Annotated in this window: 14 protein-coding genes; 5 read left to right on the top strand and 9 right to left on the bottom strand. The window is 63.1% G+C overall.

Annotation, left to right across the window (positions count from 1 at the left end):
• Positions 1-2: 2 nt before the first annotated feature.
• The 8 genes from GC162_14390 to GC162_14425 form a co-directional block, all read right to left on the bottom strand.
• On the bottom strand, positions 3-1,580 hold the full coding sequence (locus GC162_14390; protein MBI1369830.1) for an FAD-binding protein: 1,578 nt from the start codon (positions 1,578-1,580) through the stop codon (positions 3-5).
• Between the two features lie 38 nt (positions 1,581-1,618).
• Positions 1,619-2,464 carry an aquaporin family protein gene (locus GC162_14395; GenBank protein MBI1369831.1) on the bottom strand — a complete coding sequence of 282 codons (846 nt, stop codon included), beginning with the start codon at positions 2,462-2,464 and terminating at the stop codon, positions 1,619-1,621.
• Between the two features lie 8 nt (positions 2,465-2,472).
• Positions 2,473-2,868, bottom strand: coding sequence for a hypothetical protein (locus tag GC162_14400; protein MBI1369832.1), 396 nt, complete (start codon positions 2,866-2,868; stop codon positions 2,473-2,475).
• A 188-nt stretch (positions 2,869-3,056) separates the two neighbouring features.
• Positions 3,057-3,320 carry an anti-sigma factor gene (locus GC162_14405; protein ID MBI1369833.1) on the bottom strand — a complete coding sequence of 88 codons (264 nt, stop codon included), beginning with the start codon at positions 3,318-3,320 and terminating at the stop codon, positions 3,057-3,059.
• Complete coding sequence (locus GC162_14410; GenBank protein MBI1369834.1) at positions 3,317-3,928, bottom strand: sigma-70 family RNA polymerase sigma factor; 612 nt, start codon at positions 3,926-3,928, stop codon at positions 3,317-3,319. Before GC162_14410 ends, GC162_14405 begins: the two co-directional genes overlap by 4 nt.
• A gap of 96 nt (positions 3,929-4,024) precedes the next feature.
• Positions 4,025-5,848, bottom strand: coding sequence for a Rieske 2Fe-2S domain-containing protein (locus tag GC162_14415; protein ID MBI1369835.1), 1,824 nt, complete (start codon positions 5,846-5,848; stop codon positions 4,025-4,027).
• 103 nt (positions 5,849-5,951) lie between these two features.
• Positions 5,952-6,170, bottom strand: coding sequence for a hypothetical protein (locus GC162_14420; GenBank protein ID MBI1369836.1), 219 nt, complete (start codon positions 6,168-6,170; stop codon positions 5,952-5,954).
• Between the two features lie 10 nt (positions 6,171-6,180).
• Positions 6,181-6,873 (bottom strand): SDR family NAD(P)-dependent oxidoreductase, encoded by a 693-nt coding sequence (locus GC162_14425; protein ID MBI1369837.1) that lies wholly within the window; start codon positions 6,871-6,873, stop codon positions 6,181-6,183.
• Positions 6,874-7,011: 138 nt separating this feature from the next.
• Here GC162_14425 and GC162_14430 point away from each other — a divergent pair, with 138 nt between their 5' ends.
• The 5 genes from GC162_14430 to mdoH all read left to right on the top strand — a co-directional run bounded on the left by GC162_14430 (position 7,012) and on the right by mdoH (position 15,175).
• A complete protein-coding gene (locus tag GC162_14430; protein MBI1369838.1) occupies positions 7,012-9,774 on the top strand; it encodes a glucosidase in 2,763 nt (920 codons plus the stop codon).
• 112 nt (positions 9,775-9,886) lie between these two features.
• Complete coding sequence (locus GC162_14435) at positions 9,887-10,717, top strand: glucose 1-dehydrogenase (protein MBI1369839.1); 831 nt, start codon at positions 9,887-9,889, stop codon at positions 10,715-10,717.
• A 626-nt stretch (positions 10,718-11,343) separates the two neighbouring features.
• The gene (locus GC162_14440) at positions 11,344-12,714 is read left to right on the top strand and encodes a glucan biosynthesis protein D (GenBank protein ID MBI1369840.1); all 1,371 of its coding nucleotides are present in this window, start codon (positions 11,344-11,346) and stop codon (positions 12,712-12,714) included.
• Positions 12,715-12,752: 38 nt separating this feature from the next.
• Positions 12,753-13,097, top strand: a complete 345-nt coding sequence (locus GC162_14445; GenBank protein MBI1369841.1) for a hypothetical protein — start codon at positions 12,753-12,755, stop codon at positions 13,095-13,097.
• Entirely contained in the window at positions 13,094-15,175 is a 2,082-nt protein-coding gene (mdoH, locus tag GC162_14450) for a glucans biosynthesis glucosyltransferase MdoH (protein ID MBI1369842.1), read from the top strand. Before GC162_14445 ends, mdoH begins: the two co-directional genes overlap by 4 nt.
• 5 nt (positions 15,176-15,180) lie before the next feature.
• Here mdoH and GC162_14455 read toward each other — a convergent pair whose 3' ends face one another.
• Complete coding sequence (locus tag GC162_14455) at positions 15,181-16,608, bottom strand: DUF1501 domain-containing protein (protein MBI1369843.1); 1,428 nt, start codon at positions 16,606-16,608, stop codon at positions 15,181-15,183.

Genomic DNA, 16,608 nt, shown 5'->3' on the forward strand with positions numbered 1-16,608 from the left:
GGTCAGACTCCTTGTGCGACCGGCTCGGCGGCGGGCATCGACGCAGTGAGCTGAGCGATGAGGTGGTCACCGACGCGCAGCGCGTTGGCAATGATCGTCAACGCGGGATTGACTGCGCCGCTGGAGCAGAAGAATGAACCATCCACGACGTAGAGATTCTCGACCTCGTGGGCTCGGCAGTTGCGGTCGAGCGCGCTGGTGGCGGGATCATCGCCGAAACGGATCGTCCCGCACTGATGCGCCACGCCGGCGAGCGGAATCCGCTGTCCTACGAAAAGGTTACGCGGAATCAGATGGCTGTGGCAATCCAGATGATTGAGCAGCGACTTGAGGCGGCGCGTGAGCTGCTGATGAGCGAGGTCGTTGTTGGGCTTATAGCTGAGCATGATGCGGCCGACCGAGTCGAGCGTCACGCGGTTGCGCGGATCGGGCAGGTCCTCGCTGGTGAGCCAGAAGTCCAGCGAGTGTTTGGCCATGAGTTCGAGCGTGAAGCCGGGCACAAGCGGCGGGGCACCGGCGGAGAGCGTCATCGCGTCGAGCTTGCCCACGAAAGAGATGTGCCCCATCGGATGCGGCCATTCCTCGTCGCCGAAGTAGTAGTCGTTGAGCGCCAGCGTCTTCTGAAACACGGTCGGATTGGGTGTGCGGCTGATGGCCATCAGCACGCTGTTGACATGGCCCATGTAGTGCCGGCCGACGACGTCGGACCCGTTGGCGAGCCCGTTCGGATGTCGATCGCTGCGCGAACGCAGCAAGAGCGCCGCCGAGTTGATCGCACCGCAGGCGGAGACGACGACGTCCGCGCTGAGCGCGAGACTTTGGCCCTGGTGCTTCACGTGTACTGTTTTGACGCGCCGGCCGGCCGCATCGGTTTCGAGGCACTCGACATACGCGCCGGTCATGAGGGTCACGTTCGGATACGCCAGCGCGGGATCGACGCAGCAGGTTTGTGCATCGGCCTTGGCGTTGATGAGGCAGGGGTGGCCATCGCACGTCGCGCAACGGATGCAGGGGCTATTTTGCGGATGCGCTTCGTCGAGCATGACGCCCAGCGGGACATGGAACGGATTCCTCCCGGCGCGGACGAGGTCGTCGTGCAGCTTCTGAATGCGCGGCTCATGCGAGACGGGCGCGTGCGGATACGGCGCGCTGGCGGGCGGGTCCGTCGGGTCGATACCGCGCTCGCCGTGCACGTGATACAACTGCTCGGCCTGTGTGTAATACGGCTCGAACTCTTCGTAGGCGACAGGCCACGCGGGCGACACGCCGGTCGTATGCTTTAGTTCGCCAAAGTCGCGCTCGCGCAGGCGGAACAGGGCCGCGCCGTAGAATTTCGTGTTGCCGCCCACGTAGTAGTTGGTGTGCGGATGCAGGTCCTTGCCGGCGCGGTCGACCCACTTCTCCTTCGTGTGGTAGAGGCCATCGACATTGACGGCTTTGGTGGACCAGTTGTCCGCCTCGCGCTTCACGTACTCCCCGCGCTCCAGCAAGAGGATGCGCTTGCCGGTCGGCGCGAGCTTGTAGGCGAGCGTGCCTCCGCCGGCGCCGGAGCCGATGATAATCACGTCGAAATGGTCCATGGTGTTGGTGGACATATGTGGTTCCTTGTGAAAGGTCGTCAGGTTGAACGCGTGGCAGGCGCGTAAGCGACGCAGTTGCAACGGAAGATGCACGGGACTTTGTGTGAATGGCTGAGCTTGCAGCAGAGGGTGTCGGGCTGACGAGTGAGCCGGGCGATAAACTCGACGGCTCCAAGCATGCCCAGCGGCGGGGCTGTGAAGTAGATCCAAAGCCCCGGCCAATCGCTGGCAACGAAGGCGGAGCCGAGCGAACGTGCAGGATTCATGCTCATGCCGGAGATGGGCGCTTCGAACGTGATGTAGAGCGCGACGAGCAGGCCGGCGAACCAGCCGGTGTATGGCGCGAGGGCGGGATGGCGGTTGATGCAGAGGACCGTGGTCATCAGAAGTGCGGCGATCGCGCATTCGGCGAACCATGCGGCGACCGCGCCGGCAACTCCAGGATGCGTCGCCACAAAGTTGACGGCCGGATCGCTGACGGCGGATCGCATCAAGCTGCTGATCAACGCCACGCCAACGATCGCGCCGACGAATTGGGCGAGAATATAGCCTGCCGCGTCTCCCCGGCCGATGCGGCCGAGGCGAAGAAAGCTGAGCGTGACGGCGGGATTCATGTGCGCTCCGCTGCGACGACCCCAGCGCGAATAGATCAACGCGATGGCCGTCGCGCCCATGGCCAGACCCATGATCGCTCGCCGCAAAAACGCCGACTCAATGGTGCGGCGAATCGGCGAAGCGGGATGCTCCAATGCGATTGCAAAGACACAGGCGCTGATCATGAAAGCGCCCAGTAGGGCCGCTTCCATCAGGTACTGCCGCCAGTGCAGGACCTCGCCGCTGCGGCGGCTCATCGGCGTCGTGATGTCGGTATTGACGGCGCTCATGACGTGAATCACTTTTCGGCTTTGATGGTCGGCCAGTTGGCGTCGGCTTTGACGATGTAATTCGCTTCGTCAGCGGTCCACGGCGGCAGCGCATTGCCGAGCAGGCCGTTGTAAAAGAGAAATAGACGACCGTTGGTGATCTTGAACGTCTTGGGATTGATCTCGACCTTCTTCCCTTCCGCGATGGCTTTCGCACACCAGCCGCCGTACTGCGGCGCATACTTCTCAGGCGAGGCGATGAAGGCTTCGCGGTGGGCTTCGGTGGCGAAGCGATAAGTCACGCCATCATGCTCAGCGGTCAGATCCTTGCGCCCTGGCGTCGGATTGCCGCCGTCGAAATACGCGACGGGGTCATAGCCTTTGAGCGCGACGCCATGCCGATCCGCATTCTGCCAGGCGGGCACCTGCGGCTCCGCCGCCGTGCACGCGGCGACAACAAGCAATGACACCATGCTCATGCGATAGAAATTCATGACTCGTTCCTTTCATCAATGTCAGGATCATGCGTCGGTCATCGACGCGAGACATCGATCAGATGCGGAGCGAGATATTTTGGTGACAAGCTTGTAGGAGCGATCCGCCGAAGTCGTGATCAGGTTTCGTCGCGCCCGCCCAGACGGCGGGAGGCGACAATCGCGCGGACGAGATCGGCCGGGACGGAGGGTGGCACGACATCATCTTCGTGATTGAGCAGAACGAATCGACCCAACGAGATCGTGTCGCGGAACGACTGCACATAGTTGACGCAATCCGGGCACACCGCCAGATGCTCTTCAAATGTGGAAACTTCCTCAGCCGGCAGCGCGCCGTCGAGGTAGTCGCCCAGATAATCAATAAGTTCGCGGCAGGTTATCAAGGTCGATTCGCCTCGCTCAACATCGGATCGAGAATTTCGCGCAGCGCCTGTCGCCCGCGGTGCAGTCGTGTCTTGATCACGGTCTCGGTGAGACCCAGTAGTTTAGCGGTCTCGGCCGTGTCGAGCCCTTCGATATCCCGCAGAAGGACGACGACGCGGTAAATTTCCGGCAGCATTTCCACGCCTTTACGCACCAGGTCGCGGACCTCGCGCCGCTGCGCATTGTCATCGGCCGAGCCCACCCACGCGGCGCGTGGATTGACGCGGTGGTCGAAATTCGTCGTGTATTTAGGCAGGAAATCATCGATCGAGGTCGTTTCCTGACTGCGGTAGGTCCGCAGACGCATGAGCGCCGCGCGGACGACGATGGAATGCAGCCATGTGCCCAGGGCTGATCCGCCCTGGAAAGTGTCGAACTTTCGGAATGCGGAGATGAATGCGTCTTGGAGTGCGTCCTGGGCGTCGGGCTCATTCTTGAGATAGCGCATCGCGACGGCGAGCATGCGGGGTCCATAGATGGTGACGAGTTCAGTGAATGCTGCTTCCTCGCCGGCGCGCAGTCGTGCGATCAAAGCCTGTTCATCTGATCGAGCCGTGACCGAAGTCATGCCGGGTACCCCTGAGACGCGTCTATTATACTGACGCGCTGGCAGGGCGGGCAATGACCAATGTTCGGGCGAGGATGAAAGGATGGCGGCGCCTCATCACCGCGTAAGAGTATTCCGATCCAGCGTCAGTGTCCGCAATGGGCCAAGTGATCCGACCGCGCCATGCACGGAGATCGGATCGCCGACGAAATCGAGGAACGCGGTCAGCGCTTCGCCGTCGATCGGACCGCCCGATCGATCGACGAGCAGGAAGCAGTCGGGGGGGCCGGTGCGACCACCAGCCCAAACGGCGAACATGGGCGGGATCCCGCCGCGCAGGCACAGAATGGCGCAGCCCTTATGGGTCTTCCCTTCACCCGGCTTCATCGCACCCAAAAAGCACTTGGGATCGATGATCTCGCCTTCGAGCGAAACGACTTGTTCGGGCGCGGTCACGAGCGGCATGTTAGGCGGGTTCGTCGATTCAATCATGACCAGCGCGGCCGGGTCGTCGGCGACTTCGATCATGCGGTATGCGTCGCGATGCAGCACAGTGCCGTGAATGCGCACACGCCGTCCGACCAGAACGCCGTCGTAATCGGGGATTCGGTGCTTGCCTTCGCCGACAAGAAGCGTCGGCATCGCCGAATCGGCGGTCAGAAGCATCGGGTAGGGAAGGTCGATGTATGTCCCTTCGATCGTGATCGGTTCGTCAATGGCCCAGACCGCGTCGCCGGGGTCACGCTCAGCGGCGGCGAGAAGCGCGGCGATGAGGACGCCGGCGATGCCGATGCCTGCGACGTTGCGCTTGGTGAATTTCGCTTGGGCGGGGGGCGTCGGCAGATAGCCGACGAAGAATGGGTCGGCGTCGTTCTTCGGCGAATTTTGCGGCGCATCGACAGAGACGGGCTCGACCGGCGTGCCGGGGGCGAGCGGACGTGGATCGATGAGCACCCGCCCGGTCTCGATGCGCAGACGATACGTCGGCACCTTCTCAGTAAACGGCGGCGGCGACTGGCCATTGTGCGGTTGATATTGATAGCCATGCCATGGGCAAGTGACGCAGCCATCGATGATGCGCCCTTCGCCGAGCGGGCCGCCCTGGTGGACGCAGACATTGCTCATCGCCGAGAACCGCCCCTGATGTCGGAACACCGCAATGCGTCCTCGCCCCGGGATGCACACCGCTTTGCCGCGCCCTTCGCGCACGTCGTCAACCGCGCAGGCATCGACCCACTCGGTCGTATCCATCGCGACCGATCCCGAGCGGTCGCGCTTCACTTCGCGCCGTCCCGCGGTCACATGAAGTCCCGCCACGAGCACGACGCTGACGATCAGCATTGCGGGGTAGGCCACGCTCCGCTCGCTCTGCATCGCCCCCACCGCGATGTGCATCACCAATAGCGCCCACGCGATGTAAACGAGCATGTGCAGCGATTTCCACCAGCGGGGCGAGAGATTCTTGAGCCAGAAGTCATGGCTGGTAGCCGCCATGGCAAAGAGAATGAAAAACGCGAAAACACCGAGAATTTCAAACGGAAATGCCGAGGCGGAAGTGTAGGCACGGTTGCCGGTGATTAAGGATTTGATCGGATCGACAATGCCGAATCCGTGATACCACACGAGCACGAGCAATACATGCAGCGTCGCAACCGCGCACGTCGCCACGCCCAAATGCCTTCGGTTATAGAGTAGCGGCAGGAATCGACGATCGAGCCGGCAAAGCGGGCCGATGCAGAGAATCAATGTCAGCAGACCGAACGCGCAAGTCCCCAGCGCTCGCAGCAGCAGGATCGGATCGCTGACGGCGTGATCGCCGCCGAGCGCGACTTTGCCGGCGATGATGAAGACGATCAGATAAACGCCGATTCCGCCGGCGACGACCAGGTCGTAGCGCTGCTTGTAGGGCGACCATTGGACGGGGCGGTAGCTGGTGCTCATGGCGCGGCACTCCGTGCGGCGACCATCGCGGCGATCAGGCCAATCGCTAGAAGCGGCGTCAACATCAGCCATAGACGCACATGCCATCGGCGCTGCTCAATAGTCATGGATGAACCTCCCTTGATCCGCATTGCAACCATTTGACCGCCAGCACGGGCCAGAGCAGCGCCGCGCCCGGCACGAGCATCAGGCGGAAGGCGAAGCCTGAGCCGGCGGCAGCGTGATCGACGCGCGTCAGGCCGAGGGTAACGAACGCCATCGCGAAGAGCAGGCCGGCGATGAAGTACGCAGCAATCGGCGCCATGATGAAGGTGTAGAGCATGGGCAAATCCTTAAGCGCCGCCGTAGACCGGAACGAGTGCGCCGCTGGTAAGCACGTTCGCCGGGCTCGCCAGGTGCAGCATCACATCGGCGACCTGGGCGGCGGTGGGCCAGACGGCGTGGTCGGCGTCGGGCATGGCGGCGCGATTGGCGGGGCTGTCAATGAGCGAGGGCACGATGGCGTTGACGAGAATGCGGTCGGGGCGGAGCTCGACGGCGAGGGTCTGTGTCAGTGCGGCGACGGCGGCTTTGCTCATGGCATATGCCGTCAACCCAGCGACGGGGGCGAGCACGGGGCGGGCGCTGACGTTGACGATGCGCCCGCCGGCCCCGGTGAGACGGATCCGTTTAGCTGCCGCGCGGCTGCAGAGCAGGGCGCTAACGGCATTGATTTCGAACATGCGACGCGCTTCTTCAGCAGTCGTCGATTCAATCGGCCCCACGGCGAATCCGCCGACCGCCTGCAATGACGCCCAGACATTGTCGATCCCGGCGTAAACAGCCGACACGGCTGCATCGTCGCGCAGGTCCGCCCGATGCATGGTGACATGATTCGCCCAAGATGACGGCGCCTCGCCATGTCTTGGCGAGACAATCGCATGCACGACCGTCTTGGCGTCGAGGAGACGCTCCACGAGCGCCGACCCCAGCGCCCCCGCCGCGCCCGCCACAACTGCTGTTCGTCCCTGCATATCCGCGCTCATGGTGATGACTCCAAAACTGGCTCAGACCGTTGGATGCACGCGATCGCAAATCGGTGACAAGAAATTGGCGTGTCACCGTTTGGCATTGGGCGGCATCTGACGAGCGATTCGATTCACCGATTCAGCGAGATCCACCCCATGAAAACCCCCCGTCGCCACTCAGCCGCACCGACGCTCGAGCACGACCGACTTGCCCAAGCCGACCGCGGCGTCGCGCCGTGGCGACTGTGGGGCCCGTATCTGAGCGAGCGCCAGTGGGGCACGGTCCGCGAGGACTACAGTTCCGACGGGTCCGCGTGGGATCACTTTTCGCACGATGCCGCCCGGAGCCGGGCCTACCGATGGGGCGAAGACGGCATCGCAGGCGTCAGCGACGATCAACAGTGTTTGTGTTTCGCGCTGGCGATGTGGAACGGGCATGACTCGATCCTCAAGGAGCGACTCTTTGGCCTGACCGGGTCCGAAGGCAATCACGGCGAAGACTGCAAAGAACATTACTACTACCTCGACGCCACGCCGACCGGCTCGTACATGAAGATGCTCTACAAGTATCCGCAGCGGGCTTACCCGTATGCGGACCTCGTGGCGGAAAATCGCCGTCGGGGTAAGTCGGCCGGGGAATACGAACTGATCGACGCGGGCGCATTCGACGACGATCGATACTTCGATGTTTTCGTCGAATACGCCAAGGCGGATGCGCACGATCTGCTTATCCGCATTAGCGTGCACAACCGAGGGCCCGACGCTGCGACGATCCACCTGTTACCGCAATTGTGGTATCGCAACACATGGTCGTGGGGTGAGGACGTGGCGCGAGCCCATGGCGGCGCCAAACCGAACCTCGCAAGCACCGGTCCGCGCAGTCTGTCCGCCGTGCATCCCACGCTGGGCACCTATCACCTTCACACGGCTTTCGACGCATCCTGGCTCTTTACCGAAAACGAAACCAATACCGCGCGTCTCTTCGGCGGCGGCGAACGCAGCGGTTACTACAAGGACGCATTTCATCGCTTCGTTGTCGAAGGCGATACGATGGCCGTCAATCCCGCGCATGTCGGCACCAAGGCGGCGGCGCGCGTTGAACTGTCAATTCCGGCAGGCGAATCGCGCACAATCCGACTGCGTCTGACTCACGACGCGAAGCCCCCGGCATGGCGCGGATTTGATGCGGTGATGGCACAGCGTCTGGGCGATGCCGACGCATTTTATGATCACGTTCAGCGCGGCCTCGATGACGCCGACGCTCGCATGGTCCAGCGCCAGGCTTTCGCGGGCATGGTTTGGAGCAAACAGTATTTCTATTTCGATATCCCGCAGTGGTTGCGCGGCGATCCGGGTCAGCCGACTCCCCCGGAATCGCGCTGGCGGGGTCGCAACAGCGATTGGCCGCATCTTAATAATGCTGACGTCATCTCGATGCCCGACAAGTGGGAGTACCCGTGGTACGCCGCTTGGGATTTGGCCTTTCATTGCATCCCGCTTGCACAGATCGATCCGCAGTTCGCGAAGGATCAGCTCCTGCTGCTGACACGCGAGTGGTACATGCATCCCAATGGCCAGTTGCCGGCATACGAATGGGCGTTCGGCGATGTGAATCCGCCGGTGCATGCTTGGGCGACATGGCGCGTCTACGAGCTGGACCGCGAGCAGCGGGGTGGTGAAGGCGACCGCGCGTTTCTCGAAGCGGTGTTTCATAAGCTGCTGCTGAATTTCACATGGTGGGTCAACCGGAAGGACCGCGAAGGGCACAACGTCTTTCAGGGCGGATTTCTGGGGCTCGACAACATCGGCGTCTTTGACCGCAGCGCACCGCTGCCTACGGGCGGGTTCATCAATCAGGCGGACGGCACGAGTTGGATGGCCATGTACGCGCTGAACCTGATGCGCATCGCGCTGGAACTGGCGCGGCAGAACCCAGTTTACCAGGATATGGCGACGAAGTTCTTCGAGCATTTCCTGCATATCGCCGCGGCGATGACGAACGTCGGCGGCGACGGGACGAATCTCTGGGACGAGGACGATGCATTCTTTTACGACGTGCTGGGCCTGCCCGATGGGCGGCACGTACCGCTGAAAGTGCGCTCGATGGTGGGACTCATTCCAATGTTCGCTGTCGAGGTGCTCGATACCGACCTGCTCGCGTCCGTGCCAGAGTTCAAGCAACGGCTTGAGTGGTTCCTCAATTATCGACCGGACCTCGCGCAGCTCGTCTCGCGGTGGTTCGAGCCGTCGCATTGGCCGGACTGTGAACATCAGGAGACGCGGCTGCTCTCGCTGCTAAGGGGCCATCGGCTCAAGGCGCTGCTCCGCCGCATGCTCGACGAAAGCGAATTTCTCTCCGACTACGGCGTGCGAGCGCTTTCGAAGGTGCATGCAGCGCAGCCCTACATGCTCGAACTCGGCGGGCAGTGCTTCGGCGTTTCGTATCAGCCGGGCGAAAGCGACTCGCATCTGTTCGGCGGCAACAGCAACTGGCGCGGCCCGATCTGGATGCCCGTCAACTATCTGCTCATCGAATCGCTCCGCCGTTTCGATCGCTACTTCGGGCCGGAATTCCAGGTCGAATGTCCGGTCGGCAGCGGGACGATGCTTTCGCTCGCCGACGTGGCCGACGAATTGACTCGCCGCCTCGTGATGCTGTTTAAGCGTGATACAGCCGGTCGACGCGCGGTGTTTGGTGATAACGAGCGCCTGCAGCGCGACCCGCATTTTCAGGATTACATCCCGTTCCACGAATACTTCCATGGCGACACCGGCCGAGGCGTCGGGGCAAGCCATCAAACCGGCTGGACCGGCTTGATCGCCTCGCTGCTCACCCTCAATCCGCGCGCCGCCGAGCCTGAGGTAGATGTTCGCACTTCGCGTCCGCCGGTCGAAGCGCCCGCCGCTTCGATCGTCTGATCCCCTCACTCATACTCTTCTGGAGCTTTCCATGACTACCGCCACCGCCCAAGCCGTCACCAGCAGCGCACAGGTCCGCGACCTGATGCCCGACCAACTCCCCGACATCCACATGCCCCAGTGCGAAGCGCGCAAGGTCCTGCGCGGGCAGAAGGCCATCGTGACCGGCGCCAACAGCGGCATCGGCAAGGCGATCGCTATCGCATTGGGCCACGCCGGTGCGGATGTGATGATCAACTACGTGCTGGGGGAAGGCGAAGCCAATCGCGTGGCGGAGATGGCGCTGTGCGGCTGCAAACACGAACCCAATCGCACGCTCATCCATCAAGCCGACGTATCCGACGAAGCGCAGGTCCGCTGCATGTTCGAACATGCCATCGACGCATTCGGCACCGTCGACATCCTCGTCAACAACGCCGGTCTTCAGCAGGACGCGGCGCTGGAGGAGATGACGCTCGCGCAATGGAATAAGGTTATGGGCGTGAACCTCACGGGACAGTTCCTCTGCGCCCGCGAAGCCGTGCGCGAGTTCAAGCGACGCGGCATCCGTCCGGACGTATCCTGCGCTGCGGGGAAGATCATATGCGTCTCGAGCGTACATGATGTGATCCCGTGGGCGGGGCACGTCAATTACGCGGCGAGCAAGGGTGGGGTCATGCTCATGATGAAGAGCATCGCGCAGGAAGTCGCGCCGTACCGCATCCGTGTCAACAGCATCTGCCCAGGTGCTGTTCGTACGCCCATCAACCGTGATGCCTGGGAGACGCCCGCTGCGTACAACAGTCTGCTCAAGCTCATCCCGTACAAGCGCATCGGCGAGCCCGACGATATCGGCCGCGCCGCCGTCTGGCTTGCCAGCGACGAAGCCGACTACATCACCGGCACGAACCTCTACATTGACGGCGGCATGACGCTCTACCCCGGCTTTGAAGCGGGCGGTTGATCGATGCGGCGCTCAATGATCGCCGACCGGCCGTACAGACGAGTCATCTTGCTGGTGACGCCGAATACATCGAGGATCTCGAAGCGTCCTGGGGAAACAAGGCGTCGGGCGGTGGCGAAGTTGCGTCGACGTTTGACGATGTCAGGCCGACGCTGCTCTGCGGCGATCAGCGATTGTTTTTAAGCGACTGGTTCATCTTCAGTAGCGCATGGCATACCGTCGGCTCGGATATCCCTGCGGCTCGGGTTCGCAGTCGAGATTGTAGACGAAGGAGGACTAGCAGTTCTTATATTTCGGCTCTGTCGCCAAACCCGGTCGGCTGAGTCGAATTTCCAGATTTTGGACTTCGCCATTGGTTGGTTAATGTCTACGGAGTTGTACGGATTGCGGAGCTTCTACGGAGACAGATTGCGTTAAAATGCGACGAATTGCGACGAATTGCGAAACGCGCTACTTCGCAGTAAACTCATTCTTCAGCTGCTCCTGGGTTGATTCAGCGTGGTTTTGTCAAGGTCGATCACACCCGTGAGGTCGAGGGTTCGAGTCCCCCATCGCCCAATTTTCCCTCCCCCCTTTGAAATTCGAGCGGTGCATGACCGGGCGTCTGCGGTGGCGGACGGTCAGCGATGGTACAATGGGGCCGTCGGCGAACGTCGGCGAGCCCGCCGCTTGTGATGCTCGCTGTGGCATTTTCCGTCGCTGCGTGTGCGGCTGCGACAAAGTCGAGTTTCACCATGTGTTCGCGTCTGTGGTTTGGGATGCTTCTGGCCTGGCTCGTGGTCTCAGCCGGCTGTACGAGCGTGGTCGTGAGCGATCGGCCGGGGGTGGGTTCCGACAAGTCCATGTTCGCCTGGCTTGTCGCCCAAGCCGACGCGCGGGCGCGTCAGCCGTATGTCGCGCCGGACGAGACGCTCCCGCCCAAACTCGAAAAGCTCGACTACGACAGCTATCGCAAGATTCTCTATCAATGGAACAAGACCCTCTGGGCGGACAGTGCCGAGCCGTACAAGCTTCAGTTTTTTCATCGCGGGTTTCTGCATCGTCAGCGCATCGCGGTGAATCTCATCACCGATGCCGCCGTCGAGCCGCTGACGTTCTCGCCCGCGCTGTTCGAGTACATGCCCGAGATTCGCGCGGCGCTCGAGCCCGACACGCTGCCGACCGATCTCGGTTTCGCCGGCATCAAGGTGCTCTACCCCCTCAACGAGCCGGGCAAGCTTGATGAACTGATCACCTTCCTCGACGCCAGTTATTTCCGAGCCCTGGCCAAAGGGCAGTTCTACGGCATCTCCGCCCGCGGCGTCGCCATCGACACCGTCACCGATCATCCCGAAGAATTCCCCTGCTTCCGGTCGTACTGGATCCGCAAGCCCGTCGCCGGCGATGATCACATCGCGATCTTCGCGCTCCTCGACGGCCCGAGCGTCAGCGGGGCCTACCAGTTCGTCCTCCGCCCCGGCTCCACCACCACGCTCGACATTCACGCCCATCTCGTCTTCCGCCGCGACATCGCCAAGCTGGGCCTGGCGCCGCTGACAAGCATGTTCCTCAATGGCGAATCGCACCCCGGACAGTTCGACGCCCATCGCCCGGAGCTTCACGATTCGGATACGCTGCTTGTCGCGATGCCCGATGGCCAATGGCTCAATCGCCCGCTGACGAACCCTGACAAAGTGACGATCACCGACCTGCCCGCCGATCACCCGCTTGGCTTCGGCCTCATGCAGCTCGATCGCCGGTTCGCTCATTACAACGACCCCGAAGCGCACTATGATCTTCGCCCCAGCTACTGGGTTGAGCCGCTCGGCGACTGGGGCAAGGGCGACATTCAACTCGTCGAGTTGCCGACGAAAAACGAATTCGCCGACAATGTCGTGGCGTTCTGGAAGCCGCGACAAGCGATCCGGGCCGGCGACGTGCGCGACCTGCAATATCGGCTCCATGTGACCAGCGCCGACCCGCAATCGTCGGGTCAAGGCCTATGGCGGAGACCTTAACCACGCACTTACCCCCACCGGGATTCCCGGAGCAATCAATGCATGTGACGTCTGACACGAATCTGCAGGAGCGGATGGCTCTGTATTTTCACGCCCTGGGCCGCACCGAGCACCAGTCGCGCAAGCTCGCCGCGCAGCTTCTGACGCGGCTGGGTTCCGAGCCGAGCGAACCGGATGCGCGCGTCGCCGCCGCGATGGATCTGGTTATGGCCGAAGCGCAGCGACTGCGTCCGACCGGCATGTTGCTGCCTGCGCCGATCGCGCCGCCGCCGTCGCCCGGGGCCATGCCGCGCCAGTTCCTCGGCCGCACGCCTGTCGTGCTCCGCGCCGGCTTCTGGCGCCGCCTGTTCACGCGGATTCGCAGAAAGTGGCTCGACACATGAATCGCTTCGTCCTTCAGTCCATCGCCCGATTCCGCACAGAGACCGCCCGCTACGGGCGATGGTTCTCCGTGCGCTGGGTCGTCTGGGCCGCCGCCGTCTTGACGACGATCTTCGGCGCCACGGTGTTCGTGCATCTGATGACCGCGGACGGGAACTTCGGCGTGCTCGACCTGCCGCTGGTCATCCTCTTTATCGTCCTTTTCGGATGGATCAGCTTCGGGTTCTGGATGGCGACGTCGGGGTTCGTGTACTGCCTGGCCTTCGGTCGTCGGCCGCATGTGTCCGCGCTCGATCCGACCGCCGACAAGCTTCCGCTGACCGCCGTGGTGATGCCCATCTACAACGAAGACCCGCATCGCGTGATGGCGGGGCTTCGGTCGATGTACGAATCGCTCGCCCGCGCCTCTCACGCCGATCGCTTTCACTGGTTCATCGTCTCCGACACGACCAACCCGCGCGTCGCCGTGCGGGAGGAGATGGCGTGGGCCCGGCTTGTCGAGAAACTCGGGCGTCCGACGAATGTGTTCTATCGGCGCCGTCCGCGCAACATCGGGCGAAAGAGCGGGAATCTTCGCGATTTCTGCGAGCGGTGGGGGCGGGCGTATGTGTACATGATCGTGCTCGACGCCGACTCGCTGATGATCGGGCCGACGCTGGTGCAGATGGTGCAGCGGATGGAGCAGTCGCCGGATGTGGGCATCCTTCAGGTTCCGCCGACGACGGTGTGTCGCAACACCTTCTTCGCCCGCCTTCAGCAGTTCTCCGCCGCGTCGTACGGCGAGCTGTTCGCCACGGGCCTCGCCCTCGTCACCGGACTCGACGGCAACTACTTCGGACACAACGCCGTCCTGCGCATGCGTCCGTTCATGAACTACTGCGGCCTGCCGCGCCTGCCGGGCAAACCGCCGCTCGGCGGTGAAATCTTCAGCCACGACTTCGTCGAAGCCGCCATGATCCGCCGCGCCGGATGGCGCGTCGTCATCGCCCACGACCTCGACGGCTCCTACGAGGAATCGCCCACCACCATCGTCGACTACTCCAAGCGCGATCAGCGCTGGTGTCAGGGCAATCTTCAGCACGCCCGCCTCGTCCTCCGCAGCGGGCTGCATCCCTCCAGCCGCATGCACATGCTCATCGGCATCATGTCGTATGTCTCCTCGTCGCTGTGGCTCCTGATGCTGGTGCTGGGCATGGCAACGGTCGCGCACTGGCCATCGTCGCCCGGCGGCGAAAGCGGCCAGAGCTTCGTGCAAATGGTCGAAGGCGTCGGGCTTTTCGCGTTCACGATGGCGCTCCTGCTGGTGCCCAAATTCTGGGGCTACGTGCTTGTCCGCAATCGCCCGCTGCGCATGCTCCTGCAGCGCGGCGACGACGCGGTGCTGTTGAGTCTGATGCTCGAGACGCTCATGTCGTTTTTGCTCGCGCCGATCTTCATGGTGTATCACGTCACGTTCGTCTTCTCGGCGCTGACGGGGCACATGGTGCAGTGGTCGGCCCAGCAGCGCGGCGAGCGGCGCTCCGGCTGGCGCGACTCGGCCCGGGCGTGCCGTTGGCACACGATCGCCGGGATTTCGCTGGCCGTCATCGCCTACGCCCTGACGCCGTCGCTGTTCTGGTGGCTCGCCCCGATCTGGGGGCCGCTCATGGTGTCGATCCCGGTCACGCATGCGCTGGACAGCGTGAAGGTCGGCGAATGGCTCGCCCGGCGCGGCCTGCTGGTGATCCCCGAGGAGACCGCGCCGCCGCCGCTCATCACCCGGCTTCTTCGCTACATGCAGGAACGCAACCCCGCCGCCGACGCCGGCGGCGACCCGGTCCGCCGCGTCATCGTCGATCCGTCATGGCACGCCCGGCACATGGCGATCCTCGACGGCACGCACATGCCCGATCCGCCGATCGAGGATCTGCGTCCGACGATCGATCAGTTGATGCGCGACCCGTCGCATCAGCCGACGGATGACCAGTGGCGCACGCTGCTATTGAGCCGCGCCGCGATGCGCGAACTGCATCGCGGTGTCTGGCGCCATTGGCCCGACGAAGAGCTTCGTGAAGCGATGACGCCCGCGGTGATGCACTGACGCGACTACCCGAGAATGGGTTGGATCACGTGCGCTTCCTCCACGCCGGTCAGGCGGAAGTCCAAGCCCTGGAATTTGTAGGTGAAGCGATCGCTTTCGATGCCGAGCATGTGGAGGATCGTCGCGTGCAGGTCACGAATATGGGTGCGGTTCTGCACGGCGTTGTAGCCGAAGTCGTCGGTTTCGCCATAGCTGACGCCGCCCGTCACGCCGCCGCCGGCGAGCCACATGGAGTAGCCCTTGATATGGTGGTCGCGGCCGTCGCCCTGGGCCATCGGCGTGCGTCCGAACTCGCCGCCCCAGAGGATGAGCGTGTCGTCGAGCATGCCTCGCTGTTTCAGATCATTGACCAGCGCCGCGGTGCCTTGATCGACCAGCGACGCCGTTCGCGCCACGCCCGCCTTCACCCCGCCGTGATGGTCCCATCCGCGATGATAAAGCTGGATGAATCGCACGCCGCGCTCGGCGAGCCGGCGCGCCAGCAGGCAGTTGCTGGCGAAGGACCCGTCGCCGGGCTTGCAGCCGTACATCTCGACGATGTGCTTGGGTTCGCCGGACATATCGGTCAGCTCGGGCACCGACGCCTGCATGCGGAACGCCATTTCATAGCCGGTGATGCGCGTGGCGATTTCCGGATCGTCCAGTTCGCTGTTGCGCATGCGGTTGATCTTCGCCACCGCGTCGATGATGTCGCGCTGCTGCGGGCGGCCGACGCCGTCGGGATTCTTCACGTAATGCACCGGGTTCCCGGTCGAGTGCATCTGCACGCCCTGAAACCGGCTGGGCAGAAATCCGCTGTGCCATTGGCGCGAGCTGATCGGCTGCGCCTGTCCGCCGCCTTCGCTGGTGAGCACGATGAACCCGGGCAGGTCCTGCGTATCGGCGCCGAGGCCGTAAAGCACCCATGATCCCATCGAAGGCCGTCCGCTGATGGCGGTGCCGGTGTTGAAAAACGTATGCGCCGGGTCGTGATTGATCTGCTCGGTGTACATCGACTTGATGACGCACATTTCGTCGGCGATGCCCTGCATGTGCTTGAACACATCGGTCATCATCAGCCCGCTCCGGCCGCACTTGACGAACTTGTGCTGCGGGCCCAGCACACGCAACGCCTGGCCCTGAAGCTGCGCGATGGGCTGGCCCTTGGTGAGCGAATCGGGCATGGGTTTGCCGTTGTACTCGGCGAGCGTCGGTTTGTAATCGAAGGTTTCCAGATGGCTCGGGCCGCCGGCCATGCACAGATGGATCACCCGCTTGACGCGCGGCAACAGATGCGGCGGATTGATCACGCCGCGCCACGGCCCGCCTTCCGACGGCTCCGCCACGCGCGCCGCCCGCGCCAGCGATGGGTTCATCAACGACGCCAGCGCGATCGAGCCGATGCCGCTGCGGCGAAGAAAAGTCCGACGGGTCTGCTCGATGGAATCATGCAT

Source organism: Planctomycetota bacterium, from assembly GCA_016125255.1.
Lineage (GTDB): Bacteria > Planctomycetota > Phycisphaerae > Phycisphaerales > Zrk34 > RI-421.